General features: G+C 63.5%; 17 protein-coding genes. 7 read left to right on the forward strand and 10 right to left on the reverse strand.

The window, feature by feature from the left end; all coding sequences use genetic code 11:
* Positions 1-123: 123 nt before the first annotated feature.
* Positions 124-1,542: a tetratricopeptide repeat protein gene (locus LAN70_04905; GenBank protein MBZ5510492.1), complete on the reverse strand. Its 1,419-nt coding sequence runs from the start codon at positions 1,540-1,542 to the stop codon at positions 124-126.
* Between LAN70_04905 and LAN70_04910 the strand changes: the two genes are divergently transcribed.
* From LAN70_04910 to LAN70_04920, 3 genes are all read left to right on the forward strand, one after another.
* A complete protein-coding gene (locus LAN70_04910) occupies positions 1,496-4,111 on the forward strand; it encodes a hypothetical protein (GenBank protein ID MBZ5510493.1) in 2,616 nt (871 codons plus the stop codon). The two genes, LAN70_04905 and LAN70_04910, sit on opposite strands and share 47 nt — an antisense overlap.
* Positions 4,111-4,281, forward strand: coding sequence for a CPXCG motif-containing cysteine-rich protein (locus LAN70_04915; protein MBZ5510494.1), 171 nt, complete (start codon positions 4,111-4,113; stop codon positions 4,279-4,281). Before LAN70_04910 ends, LAN70_04915 begins: the two co-directional genes overlap by 1 nt.
* Positions 4,282-4,389: 108 nt before the next feature.
* Positions 4,390-5,100, forward strand: a complete 711-nt coding sequence (locus LAN70_04920; protein ID MBZ5510495.1) for an amino acid racemase — start codon at positions 4,390-4,392, stop codon at positions 5,098-5,100.
* A gap of 4 nt (positions 5,101-5,104) precedes the next feature.
* Here the strand turns inward: LAN70_04920 and LAN70_04925 are convergent, their stop codons facing one another.
* The 3 genes from LAN70_04925 to LAN70_04935 all read right to left on the reverse strand — a co-directional run bounded on the left by LAN70_04925 (position 5,105) and on the right by LAN70_04935 (position 8,468).
* On the reverse strand, positions 5,105-6,301 hold the full coding sequence (locus tag LAN70_04925) for an MFS transporter (GenBank protein MBZ5510496.1): 1,197 nt from the start codon (positions 6,299-6,301) through the stop codon (positions 5,105-5,107).
* A 203-nt stretch (positions 6,302-6,504) separates the two neighbouring features.
* Positions 6,505-7,551: a HEAT repeat domain-containing protein gene (locus LAN70_04930; GenBank protein ID MBZ5510497.1), complete on the reverse strand. Its 1,047-nt coding sequence runs from the start codon at positions 7,549-7,551 to the stop codon at positions 6,505-6,507.
* Positions 7,552-7,868: 317 nt separating this feature from the next.
* Positions 7,869-8,468 carry a DUF1572 domain-containing protein gene (locus LAN70_04935; protein MBZ5510498.1) on the reverse strand — a complete coding sequence of 200 codons (600 nt, stop codon included), beginning with the start codon at positions 8,466-8,468 and terminating at the stop codon, positions 7,869-7,871.
* A gap of 447 nt (positions 8,469-8,915) precedes the next feature.
* Between LAN70_04935 and LAN70_04940 the strand changes: the two genes are divergently transcribed.
* Positions 8,916-9,344 carry a MerR family transcriptional regulator gene (locus LAN70_04940; GenBank protein MBZ5510499.1) on the forward strand — a complete coding sequence of 143 codons (429 nt, stop codon included), beginning with the start codon at positions 8,916-8,918 and terminating at the stop codon, positions 9,342-9,344.
* Positions 9,345-9,427: 83 nt separating this feature from the next.
* Positions 9,428-9,847, forward strand: coding sequence for a PilZ domain-containing protein (locus LAN70_04945; GenBank protein MBZ5510500.1), 420 nt, complete (start codon positions 9,428-9,430; stop codon positions 9,845-9,847).
* Between the two features lie 45 nt (positions 9,848-9,892).
* Here the strand turns inward: LAN70_04945 and LAN70_04950 are convergent, their stop codons facing one another.
* Both LAN70_04950 and LAN70_04955 read right to left on the reverse strand, forming a co-directional pair.
* The gene (locus LAN70_04950; GenBank protein ID MBZ5510501.1) at positions 9,893-10,438 is read right to left on the reverse strand and encodes a hypothetical protein; all 546 of its coding nucleotides are present in this window, start codon (positions 10,436-10,438) and stop codon (positions 9,893-9,895) included.
* 69 nt (positions 10,439-10,507) lie between these two features.
* Complete coding sequence (locus LAN70_04955; GenBank protein ID MBZ5510502.1) at positions 10,508-11,155, reverse strand: energy transducer TonB; 648 nt, start codon at positions 11,153-11,155, stop codon at positions 10,508-10,510.
* Positions 11,156-11,319: 164 nt separating this feature from the next.
* Between LAN70_04955 and LAN70_04960 the strand changes: the two genes are divergently transcribed.
* Positions 11,320-12,825: a M20/M25/M40 family metallo-hydrolase gene (locus LAN70_04960; protein MBZ5510503.1), complete on the forward strand. Its 1,506-nt coding sequence runs from the start codon at positions 11,320-11,322 to the stop codon at positions 12,823-12,825.
* A gap of 9 nt (positions 12,826-12,834) precedes the next feature.
* Here LAN70_04960 and LAN70_04965 read toward each other — a convergent pair whose 3' ends face one another.
* The 3 genes from LAN70_04965 to LAN70_04975 form a co-directional block, all read right to left on the reverse strand.
* A complete protein-coding gene (locus LAN70_04965) occupies positions 12,835-13,104 on the reverse strand; it encodes a hypothetical protein (protein MBZ5510504.1) in 270 nt (89 codons plus the stop codon).
* Between the two features lie 111 nt (positions 13,105-13,215).
* Positions 13,216-13,491 carry a HigA family addiction module antidote protein gene (locus LAN70_04970; GenBank protein ID MBZ5510505.1) on the reverse strand — a complete coding sequence of 92 codons (276 nt, stop codon included), beginning with the start codon at positions 13,489-13,491 and terminating at the stop codon, positions 13,216-13,218.
* Positions 13,492-13,498: 7 nt separating this feature from the next.
* Complete coding sequence (locus LAN70_04975) at positions 13,499-13,777, reverse strand: type II toxin-antitoxin system RelE/ParE family toxin (GenBank protein ID MBZ5510506.1); 279 nt, start codon at positions 13,775-13,777, stop codon at positions 13,499-13,501.
* A 233-nt stretch (positions 13,778-14,010) separates the two neighbouring features.
* Here LAN70_04975 and LAN70_04980 point away from each other — a divergent pair, with 233 nt between their 5' ends.
* Positions 14,011-14,289: a DUF2007 domain-containing protein gene (locus tag LAN70_04980; GenBank protein ID MBZ5510507.1), complete on the forward strand. Its 279-nt coding sequence runs from the start codon at positions 14,011-14,013 to the stop codon at positions 14,287-14,289.
* On the opposite strand, the gene LAN70_04985 is transcribed toward LAN70_04980, so the two are convergent.
* Positions 14,255-16,900, reverse strand: coding sequence for a ComEC/Rec2 family competence protein (locus LAN70_04985; GenBank protein ID MBZ5510508.1), 2,646 nt, complete (start codon positions 16,898-16,900; stop codon positions 14,255-14,257). The genes LAN70_04980 and LAN70_04985 overlap by 35 nt on opposite strands.
* Between the last annotated feature and the right edge of the window lie 41 nt (positions 16,901-16,941).

Genomic DNA, 16,941 nt, shown 5'->3' on the forward strand with positions numbered 1-16,941 from the left:
GTTGTCGGTTGCCAGCAGTGAGTACGGACTACCTGGTACTGAGTACAGCACATTCCTCGGGGAACAAATTCCCTTCGGAATGACAATCATTAAGAGCGGTCCCAAAAGCATCGCGCTCGGTACTCAGTACTGCTTTCCGTACTTGAGGTAGAGGTAGCGGGCGATCTGGTCTTCCAGGTCGGAGTAGCCGGAGTGGAGGGTGACGCGGAGTGAGGTTTCGGTGGAGGAGCCGTCGCCGAGGCGCTCGAGGATGGCGCGCAGCTCGGCGATGCCGTAGGTGTCGCGGATGTATTCGGCGGCGGCGAGGGATTCGTCGTAGGCGAGGACGGCCTCAAACGGCGAGAAGCTGAGGAAGGAGCTCTCCAGCGTGGCGAGCGGGATCTGATGTCCGCCGCGGTAGAGATCGGCGAGGCGGCGGCCGCGCGTGGGACCGAGTTGCTTGGGCTCCACCAGTTGCGCGATGCCTTCGTTGAGCCATTGCGGGCAGCGCCCGCGGGAAACCTGGTTGATAAAAGAGTGCGCCAGCTCATGCTTGAGGACGCGCGCCAGGTCGGGGGTGACGCCGCTCAGACCCTGGATGGGAATGCGCAACTTGCCGTCATTGAGCGCGCCGATCCAGGACGGGGCTTCGGTGACGTCAAAGAATGCCTGGTTGGTGTAGAGGGAGACGGAGATGTTCTGGCGCGGGGAGATGCCGAGGTCGCGGACGAGGTCGGAGTAACTGTTCTCCAGGGAAGCCTGCACCTGCTGGCGGAGGTCGGCCGAGGTCGTCGTGCCCTCGTAATGAAAGCTGAAGTGGCCGGAATCGGCCTGCGAGAAGTCAGATTCGGCGTTGAGTTCGCGTTGCGCGCGGGCAAGGTACTTCTGAACGTTGTCATCGGGGCGGAGGGTGAGCGAACGCTTCCACGCGATGACCGCCTGGGGAAGCCGGTCGGCGCTGTAGTCGGCGAAGCCCAGGATCATCCAGGCGTCGGCGGAGTTCGGGGCAGCGCGGGTGGCGCGCTCGGCGAAATCAATGGCGTCGCCAGGTCGCCCGAGTTGAATCAGGACGGCGGCGTAACTGACCAGGATGACATCGTTCTGGGGCGCAAAGGAAAGGGCGCGGTCAAGGTAGAAGCGGGCGCGCTCGCGGTCGCCGCGCTCGTATTCGTGGCGTCCGGCGAGAAAAAATCCTGCGGCGGCCTGCTCGGCGCTGCCGGCACGCTCCAAAGCGGCCAGAGCCTCGGAATCGACGCGGCCGTCCTTGATGATCTTGAGCGCGACGGCGTCGCTGCCGGCGAGGCTGCCGGAGACGTTGGGAACATCGGCGGGCTTGGGGGAGAGGGGCGAAGCCGAGCGGGGCGGCGGCGCGCCGCCGGTTTCGATGTGGTCCACCAGCGCCTTGGGAATGGCATAGGCGTCGTCGCCGACCTCATAATAGACACGCGGGCCGTTCTCCGTGGCCTTGTCGGCGAAAATGGTACGGCCGTTTTTCAGGTAGATGGTGTCCGCCGACATGAGCGCGGAACAGACGAGCAAGGCGAAGATCCAGGGAGGTCGCACGCTGGCGCATTCTAGCATTAGTGTTTTCCGCCGCGGCTTGACGCAGCTGATCACTGCGGTGCTGGGATCATGGTGCGCGCTGGCGGGCGCGGCGTGGGCGCAGACCGGCGCCAACGCACCGCAGCCGGCGACTTCGGCGCCGGCGGCGCCGACGGCCGCTCAGATGGCAACCGCGCCGGTGCCTGGGCCGGGACTGGCGCTTTACCGCCAACTCCGCGATGTGGGTCTGGATCCGGCGGCGGTGTACAACGTGCGCGACGCCGCCATCCAGCGCGAAGACCTGCATATCACGCTCGACGACGGGACCCTGGCCTTTGTGCGCAGCGTGGACGGCCGCGTCACGGGTGCGTTCTTCGAGGGCGAAGGCGAGGTGCTGCTGTTCCCGCCCAGCCAGGCGGAGCGCGGATCGCTGGCGCTGTTCACCGGGGCGGCGATCCTGGAGGAAAAATTCACCACCGCGTACTTCCGCTTCAACGACCGGACTGCCGAGGAACTCCAGCCCGCGCTGCGGCGGGAGGAAGAGGCGCAGGCGTTCGTCGAGAAATACGACAAGGCGGCGCGTACCCTGGCCGAAGCCGATGCGCTGCGGCTGATGACCACCTACCTGAACCAGCAGACTTACGGCGATGATCGGCTCTTCCGCGCGCGCCTGCAGGGGGAGAAGCTGGGGATCTTTGACGTTTACTTCGACACGCTGGTCGCGGAGCAGATCACGGTGCTGAAGCTGACGTACGCGGGAGGAAGCGGATACTACGACATTCTGTGCTCGTTCCCGATGAGGTCGGCGAGGAGTTCCGGTGAAGCGAGAGCAAGCCCCGCTGACAAGGGTGGGACGCCCACCGGCGGCGAACAGGTTGAGGCAGCCGCGCTGAGGATCACGAAGTACACGATCAAGGCGCGCATCGAGCCGCCGCATGTGCTGGGGGCGGATGTGACGCTCGACGTTGACGTGCGCCGCGGCGGGCAGCGCATCGAGTTTTTCGAACTATCGCGCTATCTGAAACTGACGGCCGCGGAGGCGGACGGCAAAGCCATCGAATTCCTGCAAAACGAAGCCATCGAGGGCAGCGCGCTGGCGCGGCGCGGCAACGATGTGATCGCGGTGGTGTTCCCCGAAGCGCTGCGCCGCGGGCAAAAGCTGCGGCTGAAATTCACCTACGCGGGAAACGTTTTGTCCGAGGCCGGCGGGGGCCTGGTGTACGTCGGGGCGCGCGGCGTGTGGTATCCCAACCGCGGGCTGACGATGGCGGAATACGACCTGGAGTTCCGCTTCCCGGAGGCATGGACGCTGGTGGCGACGGGGAAGCGCGTGTCGCAAGAGCGCGCCGGCGCCGAGCAGGTGTCACACTACGTGTCGGAGCGGCCGATGCCGGTGGCGGGCTTCAACCTGGGCCGCTACTCGGTGGCGAGCGCAACCGCGGGCAATAATGTGCTGGTGGAGGCGTACGCCACGGCGGGCATGGAGAGCACATTCCCGCAGCAGCGGCAGCAGGTGGTGGTGGTTGCGCCGCCGCCGCGCGCTCCGCGAGTGATGCCGCCGCTGGTAGTGATGCCGCGGCCCGCTCCCGCGGCCGCCAGCTACGGGGAAGTGGTGGCGCAACGATCGGCGCGCGCGATTGATTTCTTCGCCCGCAGTTTTGGCCCCTATCCATACGGTTCGCTGACGCTATCGCAGATGCCGGGCAGAAACAGCCAGGGCTGGCCCGGACTGATCTTCCTGTCGAGCTATGCGTTTCTATCGCCGGGAGAACTGCGGACAGCGCGGGTTGGCACGGAGGCTGCGCTCACTTACAACGGCTTCATGCAGACGCATGAGACCGCACACCAGTGGTGGGGCGACCTGGTGGGATGGAAGACCTATCGCGACCAGTGGCTGGTGGAGGCGCTGGCCAGCTATTCGGCGATTCTGGCGTACGAAAAAGATCGCGCCGCGGACTGCAGGCAGATGCTGCGGAACTACCGGGCGGACCTGTTGTCGAAGAATGCCGAGGGCGAGGAGTATGCCCGCGCGGGACCGGTAACCCTGGGACTGCGGCTGACGTCGTCCCATTTCCCCGACGGCTTTGACGTGGTGAGCTACGGGCGCGGCGCATGGCTGCTGCACATGCTGCGCTCCATGATGCGGGATGCGGCAGGCGGCAGCGACGAACCGTTCCTGCGCGCGCTGCGGACATTGCGCGACCGGTACCAGGAAAGAGAGATGACCACGTCGGACTTTCTGCGTGTGATGGAAGAGGAGTTGCCGGATTCGCTGCGCTATGAAGACAGTAGATCGCTGGAGTGGTTTCTGGAAAGTTGGGTAAAGGGGACGGCGATCCCGCGTCTGGCGCTCAAGGATGTCAAGGTAGTGCGGCGGGGCGCGGGCGCGTTGGTCACGGGAAAAATTCTGCAGACGGAAGCGCCGGATGAGCTGGTGACCTCGGTGCCGGTGTATGTCTCCGTTGGCGGTCGCAACGTGCTGTTGGGACGCGTGTTCGCCGACGGCAAGGAGACGAGCTTCCGGTTCAGCGCGCCCGCAGGCGCCCGGAATGTGGCGCTGGATCCCTACGATACGGTGCTGAGGAGATAATGGCGGGCTTTCAGTGTGCGGCGTGCGGCGCGTGGAATGAGACGTCGGTGGATGTGTCGGCGGGGCGCCGCCAGCAGTACGTGGAGGATTGTCAAGTGTGCTGCAAGCCAAACCTGCTGAGGGTGGAGTACGACGGAGAAGAGTGGCGGATGGAAGCGGAGCTGGAATGAATTCATTGCGGAATTGCCGAATTGCAGAATTGCGAAATTGAATTCGGAGGGGTCAATTCGGCAATTCCGCACTTCGGCAATTCGGCAATCTGGGGTCGCATTTTCATCATGAAGGCCAAACACATCGGCATCGTGGGCTGCAGCGCGGAGGGAGCGGCGCTGTGCTATCGCACGATCTGCGTGGAAGGCGAGCAGATGATGGGGAGGCACGATCATCCCGAGGTCTCGATGCACACCCACCCGCTCGCCGAATACATGAATTGCATTTACCGGAACGACTGGCAGGGTGTGGCGGAACTGATGCTGTCGTCGGCAGAGAAGCTGGCGAAGTGCGGCGCGGACTTTTTGATCTGCCCCGATAACACCATTCACCAGGCGATGCCGATGGTTAGGCCGCGGTCGCCGCTGCCGTGGATTGACATTGCAGGCGCGGTAGGCGATGAGGCGTTGCGGCGCGGCTTTCGCCAGTTGGGGATCACGGGAACAAAGTATCTCGTCGAGAGTAGTGTGTACCCGCAGGAATTGGAGAAGCGCGGGATCGGATGGTTGCGGCCGCAGGAGGAGGAGCGCGAGCGGATCAATGCGATCATTTTCGACGAACTGGTGCGCGGCCAATTTTCGGCGGAAGCGCTTAGCTACTTTCAGCAAGTGATCGAAAGCCTGAAGCGGCGCGGGTGCGATGCGGTGGTGCTGGGTTGCACCGAGATCCCGCTGCTGGTGAATGATGGGAATTCGCCGCTGCCGGTGCTGGATTCCACTCGATTGCTGGCGCGGGCGGCGCTGCGGCGGGCGACCGCAGGGGCGGCGGTGATGAAGTGAGCCGTCACGTACTCCGCCACAGGCGCTGCGCCATGGCCCAGGCGGCGGCAGGAATGAGAATGGCGGCGCCGGTGCAGGCGGCGAGAAAACGCACCGGGACGGCGGCATCGATGGCGGCGGAGGCAGCCCAGGCCGTCAGCGAGATGGCGGCCATGCAGATGCCGAGGTCGGCGGAGAAGACGCGGCCGCGGAACTGGTCGTCGGAATTGAGCTGAAGCAGGGTGGTAGAAAACGTCCAGATAATCGACCCGCCGAAGTGGGCGACGATGACGGAAAGAATCGCAAGCCAGACGCTGGGCGCGATGGAGATCGATCCCACACCGCAGGCGGCGGCCAGAAAGCCCAGCAAAATTCCCAGGCGGAGGCGGGAATCGCGCTGGCCGGCCCAGTCGGCGCCGAGCAGCGGGCCGAGAAGCGCTCCGATGCCGCGCGCGCCGATCAGCAGGCTCATGCCAAGCACCGCGCCGCGCTGCCCGGCGATGCCGGGGAGATGGACGGCAAAGTGGCGTTCGCCGAGGATGGTGTAGATAACCCAGGTGGACCCGATCATCAGGCCAAGCCCGCCTTTCACCAGCACGGTGGCGAGCAGGCGCGGACGGCCTTGCAGGTAGCGCAATCCTTTCATCATCGGCGAAAAATCCACGACATCGCGCGCACGCAAGCGCGGCAGGCCGGCGGCGTGGGGCTCGTCGAATTTCATTCCGCCGATCAGCAGCGCGGACGCGACGAAGGACACCGCGTTGAGTATGAACACGGCTTCGCGGCCGAGGAAGACGGCGACGATGCCGCCCAGCGACGCACCGATCGCCAGATCGAAGGACCAGGTGATGGACGAGAGCGTGTTGGCGACGATCACTTCCTGGCGCCCGACGACGTTGGGAATGACGGAATTGCGCGCCGGCTCGAAAAAGGCCGCCATCACCGTTTCCATCACCAGCAGCGGATAGACCAGCCACACGGTGGAGCGCGAGCGCACCAGCAACATCGCCAGCACGATGCCGGCGCGCAGGATGTCGGCGGTGATCATGACGCGCTTGCGGCGGACGCGGTCGTTGACCACCCCGGCGGAGGGTCCGGCGAAGGTCTGCGGCAGAACTTGCAGGACGAGCGCGAGGCCGACGGATTGCGCGCGTCCGGTGAATTGCAGCAGGAGCGTGTAGAGCGTAACGGTGTAGAACCAGTCGCCGATTTCGCTGACCATCTGCGCCAGCCACAGGCGCCGGAAGTTGCGGTTCGACTGCACCAGGCGCACGTAGGCGCGCGGGGAAATGCGCACCGGCGGGGAGGCGCTGAACTCGAGGGCGGTTTCGGGGGCAGAAGACAAGTCAGAATTAAGAAGTCAGAAGTGCAAGTGCGAATTACAAGGCCATGGGATTTTACTGCCCGCTTCCGACTTTTTACTTGTTACTTTCGACCTTTGTTTTTTCCTTTCCACCATGCAGTCCATGCAACTGCGTCTTCGCCGATGTTTTGGCCCGTGATGTTCTGTAGCGCTTTCCCTGCCGCGCTCTTGAGCGACTGATCCGAGGAGTCTCGCAGCAGCTCAATCAGAGGCAGCACAGCGCGATCATCCTTGCTCTCGCCGAGGGTGGCAACCATGGTGCCCCTGAGGTCCACCAAACTGGGATCGGGGTCACGAAGAGCCGCAGCAAGCACCGGCACCCCTTTCTCGGTTACAGCTAGTACCAAGAGCGCCTTCGTCCACACGTCGCTGTATGCTGTAAGAAGGCGACTAAGCTCTCTCGCCCGCGACAGCGCAGCATCGAGTTCGTAACCGTACAGTGTGGCCGCCTTCGCCCGAAGCTCTGCCAGGCTCTTCCCCTTGTTTTCATTCTTCGAATCGAAATCTTTGGAAGCTTGGCGCGCCACGTCAAGCAAGATCACGGGTTGGAGTCGCCCCCGCTCGATGAGATCCTTGCAGGCCTGAGCTGCTGTTTCACGCAGAGCTTTCGCGGCCTCGAACTTGTTGGGAGCACCGGTATCCCTCAATCGCGTAAGCAGTATCTCAGTGCCGGAGGGGTCACCGAGAGCCGCGGTGCCCCAGGCAAGGGCCACCTTGGAAAGTTCGTTTCCCTCGCGAGCCCCAAGTTCTTGGAGGGGCTGAAGCGAGCTCGCATCCCCAATGCTGAGCAGGTTCTGGACGGCAAGGAGAAGGTTGATTTCCCTCGCCCGCTGCTCTACCGACTCGGGTGCGTCGTCTCGGTGAGCGACAAGCAAAGCATGCAAGGCTGGCAGGGCCGGCCGCTTGTTTTTCTGCCCCTTGAGTCTCTCTAGGGCATGCATTTGGGTTGTCACGTTCTCTGAGCCCAATTGCTCCATGATTGCTTGCATTTCGCCGGTTGGCGCGATGGTTGCACCAGTCTTTTCCTGGCCGAATAGCGGTTGTGCGATGATGCAGAAGAGCACCAGAAAAGCTTGGGAGGTGGAACACTTGAAGCGTTCGTGCGGCATGGGAGACCTCGTTTTCCGAAGGTTCCTAGACGCTCCGAGCTGCCTCTCCGTCACTCACTCCGGCGATAGAGTGTTGACGATGACTTTGAAGCACGCCTCGTTCCCTTTTTGACAGGCGCCGCCCGGGGCAGTAAGTCACTCACAAGAGTCTCTTTTGTAATGAAGTGTCAGTGATGACCCGCACAATCCTCAGTGAGCATCTGGCGGCCCGGCGGGAGGAGTCGAGGAGGTGCGACTGGCAAGTCAGAAGTCAGAAGTGCGAATTGGAATTACAAGGCCGATAGGAATTTTACTTATTGCTTCCGACTTGTTATTTCTTACTTCTTATTTCTGACTTTCTTCAGGTCTTCCGCCCGGTTGGCGTCCAGCGCGTGCGCGCCATCGCCCTTGCCGGTGAGCTTGGCGGAATTGAATTGCTCGGACTCGCCGCGCGCGATGCTGAGCGTCTTCCATTCGGCGCCGCGAAAATGCTTGGCCAGAAAAACGATCTGGCCGACGTGGTAGGCGTAATGAGCCACGGCGCGGTGCAGCGCCTGGAATGCGGTGTAGGGTTCGCCGCGAATGGTGACCCTGCGCTCCAGATCGGCGGGCTGCAGCGATGCAAATGTGTCGAAGGCGATCTGCCAGGCGGCTTCCCACATTTGCATGAGCTGGGCACGCGTGGTGGCGGGCGAAATTTCGAATTCCCGGTCGCGATGGCGGTCGGGCTTTTCGCCGTCGCTGGTGAGGAAATCGGTGAGGCGCGAAGCGATGTTGCCGGCGATGTGCTTCATGATGACGGCAACGCTGTTCGATTCGGGATCGAGCTGAAGGAAGAGCTCGTGGTCGGAAAGCTGGGAGATGGCGCCCTCGGCGAGGCGCTTGTGGCCGCGCAGCGCGCGACGGGCTTCATCGAGATAGGCGGCGGCAACGTCCATGGGGACATTGTACTGAGTTGCCGGTTGCCGCTCGCAACTCACATCGCAGAACCAAGTAAAAGGGCTTCCGATGGCGGAAGCCCGTTGAAACTTCATCAGGGGCCCTGGGTACGCGAATGCGTACTCGTTAGTGCTTCTTGGCTTTCTTCTTTGCCTTTTTCTTTGCTGGCATGTGGTTGATTCCTCCTAGAACGTTTCTCCCTTGTTCAGAGCCCGGAGACCAATGAGCCAACCATTCTTGGCATGGCTCGTCACTCTGATCCAAGATATTGCGGTCAGTTAGTAGGCAAGTCAATAGTAAAATTCGTACTGGGGTTGTCGTTGCGGGCGAAGCACCGAGGGCCTGGTTGCAGCATGGCCGTTCCTGTGGAATTTAGAGTCGAAGACAATATCGGTGTTGTCCTTGCGGCTCACCTCGTGCTAGAAAACGCAGGGCAAGGCAGCGCGATGCCGGGTACTACGATGGCGACGGCGAGAAAATCCGCAAAACGCAAGGTGGAAGAAGTGCTGATCCCCGACAAACTGTATTTCCGCATCGGAGAGGTGTCGCGGCTGTGCCGGCTGCCGGCCTATGTGCTGCGATTCTGGGAGACCGAGTTCCCGCAACTGAAGCCGAACAAAAGCAGCACCGGGCAACGTATGTACCGGCGTCGCGATCTGGAAAACGTGCTGCGCATCAAGGCTCTGCTTTACGACCAGGGCTTCACCATTGCCGGGGCGCGGCAGCAACTGCGCACCGAGGCCAAGGCGACCAAAAACCAGGTGGGCTTGCCGTTTCCGCGGCGGGCGCCCAGCGATGGGCTGAAGCGTGTGCGCCAGGGCTTGCAGGAGATCCTGTCGATTCTCTCCCGGAGCGCGAAGCGGGCGAGGGCGTGAGCCGCCATGGGTGATGGGTAATTTGCAATGATTGGTTTTCGGCGGCCCGCCGATACTTGCTCTGTGACATATACTCTGCACGAATGTACCTGGTCATCCTATGCGCGTTGGTGGCGGTGGCGGTAACCGTCTGGCTGATCATGGCCGGAGAGGGAAAATCGCCGGAGTCGCGCCGCAACAACGCGCGCATTAAACTCGTGATCCCGGTGCAGGTGGAATCGTTCGGCGAGACCTACCAGGCCGACAGCCAGGACATCAGCCGCGGCGGCATGCTGCTGAAAGCCGAGGCGCCGGTCAAGGTGGCGCAGCCGGTACAGCTTTCCTTCATCCTGCCGGAAAAAACTCCCATCGAAATTCCCGCCGTGGTTTGCCATAAACGGGGCCAGCAGTTCGGCGTTCGCTTCGATCCGACGCACCACCGGCGAGGCGTGATCGAGCGCTGGGTGCGGCGCGCATTCGAAGAAGACCACCGGCGCGCGGCCAAAGCTCCCGTCCCCCAGTAAGCTCCCGCTTTTCTTTCCCTGCCAACTCCGGACTGCGATCTACGCTTATTTTGCCGCGGGCGGCGGCGGTTCGATGCGCTCGCGGAATTTTGTTAGCAGGCGCTCGGCGGCTTCCACCAGGTGTTCATCGCGTGCGCGCTGGCGGAACCCGCCCTTAGGCTGATCCGACGCGGCCCAGAGGGTGAGGTGCGTGCGAGCGTCGGACACGACCATCTTGATCGGCCCCTCGTAAACGTTCCGGCTGGCGGAGGCGGACTCCTCCATGCGGCCACTGGCGCCGACCTTTGTCTTGGTTGCGTTCTGCGAGGTGTGGTCGTCGTCCGGAGAGGTAACCTCAATGACGATGTCGGCCTGCGCGGGCGAATCGACCAGCAAGAACCTGCCCCAGCCTTCCAGTCCCCCGTTGATGACGTTAAACGGAATTTCGCTGCCGCCGTTGTTTTTTATGAATACCGTTTTGGCGGCGGCGAGGCGCGCCGACGGGCTGACATACGTGGGGTTCTTCTGCTCCGGCGCAGCTTGCGGCTTCTCCTGGGCGAGCAGAACGCCGGAAATCAACACGACGGCGACGAGCGGGGCTACGCAGCGCATGGCCGAGATTATAAGACGCGAAGCCGGCTGTGTCTTGGGCGTGCGAGCGCTCAGGATCGCGCGAGTTCGCTAGCTGGGGAAATGAAAGTAGACATCCTGCTGCGAAGGAATGGCGCGGCCGTCCATGATCGCGGGGCGGAAACGCCAGTTGCGCAAGGCGGCGACCACCTTCTCCTCAATGCCGTGTCCGAGTCCCTGAAGAACCTTGGTTTCGGTGACGTTGCCCTGCTCGTCAATGGTGACTTCGACGATCACATTGCCTTCCACGCCGGAAGGAACTTGCCAGGGCAGGATGGCGGGATTCGGGAAAACCAGCGGCAACGCCGGCCGGATGTCGTGGCCGGTGGCGGGTCCTTGCGCCAGCGAGCCGAAGGGAGATCCGGCGCGAGAGGGCTGGTCGGCGGAAACGATCTGTTGCGCGTTGTTCAGAGCCGAGGGCTTCGGGCTGGGCTTGGGGCGCGGGCGCGCCGGCGAGCGCAGCGCGATGCGGCGTTGTTCCGGCCTGGCTTCGGGATCTTGGGCGGCGGCCGAACCATGCTGCGACAGGTAAACCAGCTCGGTGGAAGTGCCGCCGTGTCCGAACGCGACCGAGGACGGCGTGACGTAGATGGGGCGGGGTGGCCGCACGAGAACGTAAATGACCACGCAGTGCAGAACGAAGGACACCAGCAACGAGGCGTTCCACCTGCGGTTCGAGGGTCGAGCTTCGCTGAACATGCGCACCCCAGCCGGTGAGGACATTGTAACGTGAGTTTGACCTGGTTTCAGTGCGAGAACTGAGTGGCTAGTGGTCAGTGGCCAGTCTCGGTCGCACTGACCACTGACCACTTGAGCCGCGTGCGCTGGACAGCGAATCGGCTCAGCGGTTATTCTGCCCCGCCATGAACCGCCGCGACTTCATCGCCACCGCCGCCGTGGGCGCCGCCGCATTCGCGTGGCCGCGTCTTGCCGAATCCGAAGAAGCCGATCTGAGGCCCATCTGGGCGGAAATCGAGAAGCGCCACGACGAGTCGGTGCGGCGCCTGCAGCAGTGGATCCGGCAGCCTTCCATCGCGGCGGAAAACCGCGGCGTGAACGAGGGCTGCGAGTTGACCATGAGCATGCTGCGCGAGGCGGGATTCACCAACGTGACGAAGGTCCCGACCGATGGCCAGCCGGGAATCTTCTCCGTCTACGACGCCGGCGCGCCCCGCACCCTCGGCCTGTATTTCATGTACGACGTCAAGCAGGTGGACCCGTCGGAGTGGTCGTCGCCGCCCTTTGAGGCCAGGCTGGTGGATAAGCCCGGACTGGGCAAGATTGTCGTCGGACGGGGCGCGGTGAACCAGAAGGGGCCGGAGGCCACATTCCTGGCGGCGCTGCACGCCATGCGGGGCGCCGGGCGGAAGCTGCCGGTGAACCTGGTATTCGTGGCGGAAGGCGAGGAGGAGATCGGATCGCCGCACTTTCCGCAGGTGGTGCGCCGGCCCGACGTCGCCGCCGCACTGAAGCGCTGTGAGGGCGTGTTTATGCCTTTTCCATCGCAGGACCTGCAAGGACAAGTCACCGTTTACCTGGGAGCGAAGGGAGTCATCGAATGCGAACTGGTGTCCAGCGGCGAGCGCTGGGGCCGCGGGCCGCAGCAGGACATCCACTCCAGCAACAAGGCGCGGGTGGACAGCCCGGCATGGCACCTGGTGCAGGCGCTGACCACGCTGGTGTCGGCGGACGGCAATACGCCCGCGATTGAAGGCTTTGCGGCCAAGGCGCGCCCGCTCTCGGCGGAGGAAAAGCAGATGATCGCGGTGGCAGCGCGGCGGATGAATGAAGAAGGGGCCAAAAAGCAGCTCGGCGTGCAGCACTGGGTGCACGACGTCAGTTTCCAGCAGGCGTTGGAGATGCTGGTTTCGCAGCCGACGGTGAATATCGAGGGCCTGGTCGGCGGGTACACCGGGCCGGGCGGCAAGACAATCCTGCCTCACAAAGCGGTGGCGAAACTCGATTTGCGCTTGGTGCCGGACATGACCGCGGCGGACGCGCTGGCGGCCTTGAAGGCACACCTGGCCAAACACGGCTTTGGCGACATCGAGGTCAACATGAGCGGCGGCTACGACCCGACGAGCACGCCGGCCAATTCGGCGCTGATTCGGGCGGAGACGGCGGTCTACCGGCGGGCGGGCATCGAGCCGGTGGTGATGCCGCGCCTGGCAGGTTCGTGGCCGGGATACGTGTTTACCGGCGATCCGCTGCGCTTGCCGGCGGGACACTTCGGCCTGGGACACGGAAGCGGCGCGCATGCCCCGGATGAGTATTACGTGATCGAGTCGGCGAACCCCAAGGTGCAGGGGATGGACGGGGCGGCGCGCTCCTATGTCGAGTACCTGTACGAGTTGGCGCGGACCAGCTAGACGACGGCGCTATTGCAGGCGGAAACGCTCCTTCATCAAACGTTGCAGCCGCGGTTTGTAGATGAGATCGTAGGCGAGTTCCTTGTCGGGGAACATGGCGAGGGCGGCGCGCTTGGCGTCGGCCACCAGCTCGGAAGCTTCCTCGACGGTCATGTTCACGTCCTGGCTGATGACGGACATGACCATGTTCATCATCACCTGCAGCCGCCGGATCATGCGCAATTCTTCCTGTTCGGCCTGGCTCCACTGCGGATTGCGCGTTTCCTCAGATTCCCTCATTTGGCCCCTGATTGGATGAAAATCACGCCACCGTGTTGCGCTTCGATCGAAAGCGGCTCTGGATGCCGGTCTTCAATTAGCCATGACAGCGAAGGCTCGGCTAGCGCGGGCTCATGCTGCGACCAGCCGCCCAACCTTTTTCCGCTTCTTTCTCGATGCCTGCCACAGATCGTATTGTGCCTGCATCCCGGACCACAAATCGGGACTGGTGCCAAGTGCATCGGACAGTCGCAAAGCCATGTCAGCCGATATTCCCGCGCTGCCGTTCAGGATGCGCGACAACGCAACCCGGGTGACACCCAGGTGCCTGGCCGCATTGGTCACCGACACGCCTTGCAGATAGTCCCGCAATACACTTCCCGGATGGGGTGGGTTGTACATCCTCATGTCCGCCTCAGTGATAATCCTTGTAGTCCACCAGCACTGCGTCCTCACCTTCGAAGGCAAATGTAAGACGCCAGTTTCCGCTCACTTCCACGGCCCAGTGGTTCTCTAAATCTCCCCGTAAACGATGCAGCCTCCAGCCCGGAGCGTTCATATCTTGCGGAGCCCTGGCGCTGTCCAGAGCAAAGAGCTGCTTACGAAGGCGTTCCGCGTGCTTCGCCTGAATCCTGGCTTTCGAGCCGTTCTTGAAGTACTGCTCGACACCTTTGTGCCGGAAGCTCTTGATCACTCCGTATAGTGTAAAGTATCACTATACAAAATGTCAAGGCCCGTTTTCCCGGAGCGGCACACGCCTAAGTTTTATCCGTGTCGCCTGGCGTCCCCTCGAGCCGGAACTCTGCTACGATTTGCTGCGGTCTGTTGCGCATCATATCGAGGCCCGCCGCGGATGCAAGCGGAATTCCGGCGTGCCCGAGTAACCGGAGTAACCGGATTGGCGCATCCAACCACGGGGGAGGATCTATGGCCACCAAACCTATGCCCAATGAAGAGCTGGTGCAGGTGTTTGGCTCCAACGAAGAATCGGAAGCGATGGTAGTGAGCGGATTGCTCGAGACCGCCGGCATCGACTGCATGGTGACCGCCATCGCTGCTCCCCAGGACGTGCTGCCCGGCGTCGGCGGCACAGTGGTCAAGGTTGCCGCGGAAGAGGCCGACGAGGCGCGCCGCATCATCGAGGAGTACCGGGCCAGCGCGGCGGGCGAGCTCAATTCGGAGAATGAAGAGGAAGAACCGGCCTGACGCCCTCGCCATCCAGGTAAAAACCAACCGCGCCCAGCGTGTCCGTACGGAAGGTGACGATGTGCCGCTCGGCCAACAGCTCCAGCACCTCCGGCCGCGGATGATGGAAAGCATTTCTGTAGCCTACCGAAATGAACGCGAACCGCGGCCGCACCGTGTCCAGAAACTCGGGCGCGCTGGAGGTCAGGCTGCCGTTGTGACCAACCTTGAGCAGCTCCGCCCGGGGCAGCGGCGCTTGTTCCACCAGCGCGCGCTCGATCTTGCGCTCCGCGTCGGCAGGCAGCAGCGCCGCGGAATTTCGATACACGATCTTCAGCACAAGCGAATCGTTGTTGCGCACCCGCGCCGCGACCTTCCAATCGCGCGGTGGGGAAAGCACCTCGAAAGTCGCGCCGCCGAAGACGATCTTATCGCCGGCGTAGCGGCGGATGACGGCGACGTTGTTGGCCGATGCCTGCCGCAATAGACGCGTATATCCCGCGGTCAGCGCGTTCGGTCCGACCCAGAGCTCCCGCGGGCGAAAGCCGCTGATGATGGTCGCCATGCCGCCGAGATGGTCGGAGTGCGCGTGCGTGAGCACGGCGGCGTCCAGGCGCGTGATGCCGCGCCACCACAGGTAGGGCGCGATCACGTCTTCCCCGAAATCGAATTCCGAGACGGAGGGGCCGAGCGCACCGGCGGAGTCCACCACCAACGTCTTGCCCTCGGGCGTCACCACCAGCGTGCAATCGGCCTGGCCGACGTCGATGGCGGTAATCTCCAGCACGCCCGGCACAAGCTGTGGCTTGCGCGGAACGAGGATGAGCACAAGTGCGGATAGCAGGAGCGCGGCAAGGCCGGCGCCGGCGAGCGCGCGGCGACGTTGTCGCAGCGACCACACGCAGACGACGAACGCGCACACGGCACACACGGCCGCCAACCATGTGGGCGGCGGCACGCGCCAATCCGCCGCCCTCAAGCCGCCCAGGACTCGTATGGAGCCGGTGATGCCGTCCAGCGCCCAGGCGGTGACCATGACGGCAGGTTTCGCCAGTGCGGGCGAGACGTACGACAGCCCCAGCGCCGCCACTGCGGCGGGCATCAGCACGCCGGTGAGCGGGACTACCACCGCATTCGCCGGCAGGCCGACAACGGTGGCGCGGTGGAAATACACAATCATGGGCAGCGTCAGCGCGAACTGCGCGACGATGGAGATCAGCAGGATTTCGCAGGCCGCGACCAGCGTCTGCGGGATTCCGATCACAACCACATGAGCGACCCAGCCGCCGGTGAGCTTCGCCAGCCGCTGGCGCAACAGGCGCAGGTCGAGCCGAAACTGCGCCATGCGCGGCGGCATGGTGAGGTCGCGGCCGGTTTCGTCCAGTCCGCTGAGAGCGCGCCGGTATGCTTCCGAGGTCCGGCGGAGCAGCGGCACGCCGATGCCCGCGATCGCCAGCACCGCGCCGAAGGTCAGTTGAAAACTGGCATCGAACAGTGAACGTGGATCGAGCGCCAGCAGCACCAGCGCCGCGGTGCCCACCGCATTGAGCGCCGCGCGGTCGCGATAGAGCAAGCGCGTGCCGAGATAAACCGTGAGCATGAAGACGGCACGCAGGATGGGCGCGCCGAGATCCGCGATGTAGGCGTACCCAATCGACATGACGACCGTCGTTGCCGACGAGATCACTTCACTCACGCGCAGCCGCCGCAGCACCCAGAAAATCACGAACGCCAGGATGCTGACGTTCATGCCCGACACCACCAGGATGTGGTAGACGCCGGTGCGCTGGAACGCCATGCGCGTGTCGCGGTGGATGGAGGCGGTATCACCGATGAGCATGGCGTCAATCAGCGCCGCGCGCGGCGGGTCCCATAGCGCATGCACGTGCGCAAGAATGCTGCGGTGGGCGCGGCTCGCCCAATCGCCCCAGCGCGTGCCACTGAAGCCGGGGAGCAGCTCGATGCGGTCCGCTCTTACCGACGCCAGGCTTGTGATACCGCGTCCCGCCAGATACCCGCGGTAGTCCCACGCGCCGGGATTGCCGAAATTGCGCGGCTCCCTCAGCCGCGCCGTGAAGCGCAGCCGCTCGCCATAAGTAAATTGGTGGTGAGCCGAAGTCTCGGGCGCGTCGCTGTCTTCGTTTTCATCGCGCGAGTAGATGGTCAGGCGCATCCCGGCATGAACGGCAGCTTGTGGCACACGCGCCCCCGCGTGTGTGTCTTCCGCCGGCGCGATTTCCTCCGTCTCGATCTCCACGATCTGCCGCCGGTCGCCTCCGAGCACGCGAACCACACCGTCGCGGACGACATGCGCGGTAATGTTCACTTCCGAACCGTCGAGGTAAGGCGCGATTTGCTGGCCGCGAATGGAATCTGAGAATTCGGCATTGCGCGCCTCACCGGCGAGGCAACCGAGCGCCACGACGGCACACAACGCCGCGCCCATGGCTGTCGTCGAGTTCTTCCGGCGGAACACCAGCGCTGCAGCAACCAGGACGAAACAGGCAACCGCCCACCACATCGGCGGACGCCATACGCGCGAGGCAAGCAGGATACCGGCGGTAAAGGCGGTGGCGGCCAGCAGCGCGGGCGCTCGCTCGTGCGGCGGCGGGTTGGCAAGTTGCGGAAGCATCGCCTGAACCGCTGATTATCAGGGGAAAACATCCGCCGCAG

This window comes from Terriglobia bacterium (genome assembly GCA_020072845.1).
In the GTDB taxonomy this organism is placed as follows: Bacteria; Acidobacteriota; Terriglobia; order Terriglobales; family Acidobacteriaceae; genus JAIQGF01.

Coding starts and splice junctions, on each gene's coding strand:
- LAN70_04960 (MBZ5510503.1), top strand. CDS start 11,320: ATGAACCGCCGCGACTTCATCGCCACCGCCGCCGTGGGCGCCGCCGCA.
- LAN70_04980 (MBZ5510507.1), top strand. CDS start 14,011: ATGGCCACCAAACCTATGCCCAATGAAGAGCTGGTGCAGGTGTTTGGC.
- LAN70_04955 (MBZ5510502.1), bottom strand. CDS start 11,155: ATGTTCAGCGAAGCTCGACCCTCGAACCGCAGGTGGAACGCCTCGTTG.
- LAN70_04915 (MBZ5510494.1), top strand. CDS start 4,111: ATGGCGGGCTTTCAGTGTGCGGCGTGCGGCGCGTGGAATGAGACGTCG.
- LAN70_04950 (MBZ5510501.1), bottom strand. CDS start 10,438: ATGCGCTGCGTAGCCCCGCTCGTCGCCGTCGTGTTGATTTCCGGCGTT.
- LAN70_04930 (MBZ5510497.1), bottom strand. CDS start 7,551: ATGCCGCACGAACGCTTCAAGTGTTCCACCTCCCAAGCTTTTCTGGTG.
- LAN70_04910 (MBZ5510493.1), top strand. CDS start 1,496: ATGAGCGCGGAACAGACGAGCAAGGCGAAGATCCAGGGAGGTCGCACG.
- LAN70_04985 (MBZ5510508.1), bottom strand. CDS start 16,900: ATGCTTCCGCAACTTGCCAACCCGCCGCCGCACGAGCGAGCGCCCGCG.
- LAN70_04945 (MBZ5510500.1), top strand. CDS start 9,428: ATGTACCTGGTCATCCTATGCGCGTTGGTGGCGGTGGCGGTAACCGTC.
- LAN70_04925 (MBZ5510496.1), bottom strand. CDS start 6,301: ATGGTCAGCGAAATCGGCGACTGGTTCTACACCGTTACGCTCTACACG.
- LAN70_04920 (MBZ5510495.1), top strand. CDS start 4,390: ATGAAGGCCAAACACATCGGCATCGTGGGCTGCAGCGCGGAGGGAGCG.
- LAN70_04965 (MBZ5510504.1), bottom strand. CDS start 13,104: ATGAGGGAATCTGAGGAAACGCGCAATCCGCAGTGGAGCCAGGCCGAA.
- LAN70_04970 (MBZ5510505.1), bottom strand. CDS start 13,491: ATGAGGATGTACAACCCACCCCATCCGGGAAGTGTATTGCGGGACTAT.
- LAN70_04935 (MBZ5510498.1), bottom strand. CDS start 8,468: ATGGACGTTGCCGCCGCCTATCTCGATGAAGCCCGTCGCGCGCTGCGC.
- LAN70_04940 (MBZ5510499.1), top strand. CDS start 8,916: ATGCCGGGTACTACGATGGCGACGGCGAGAAAATCCGCAAAACGCAAG.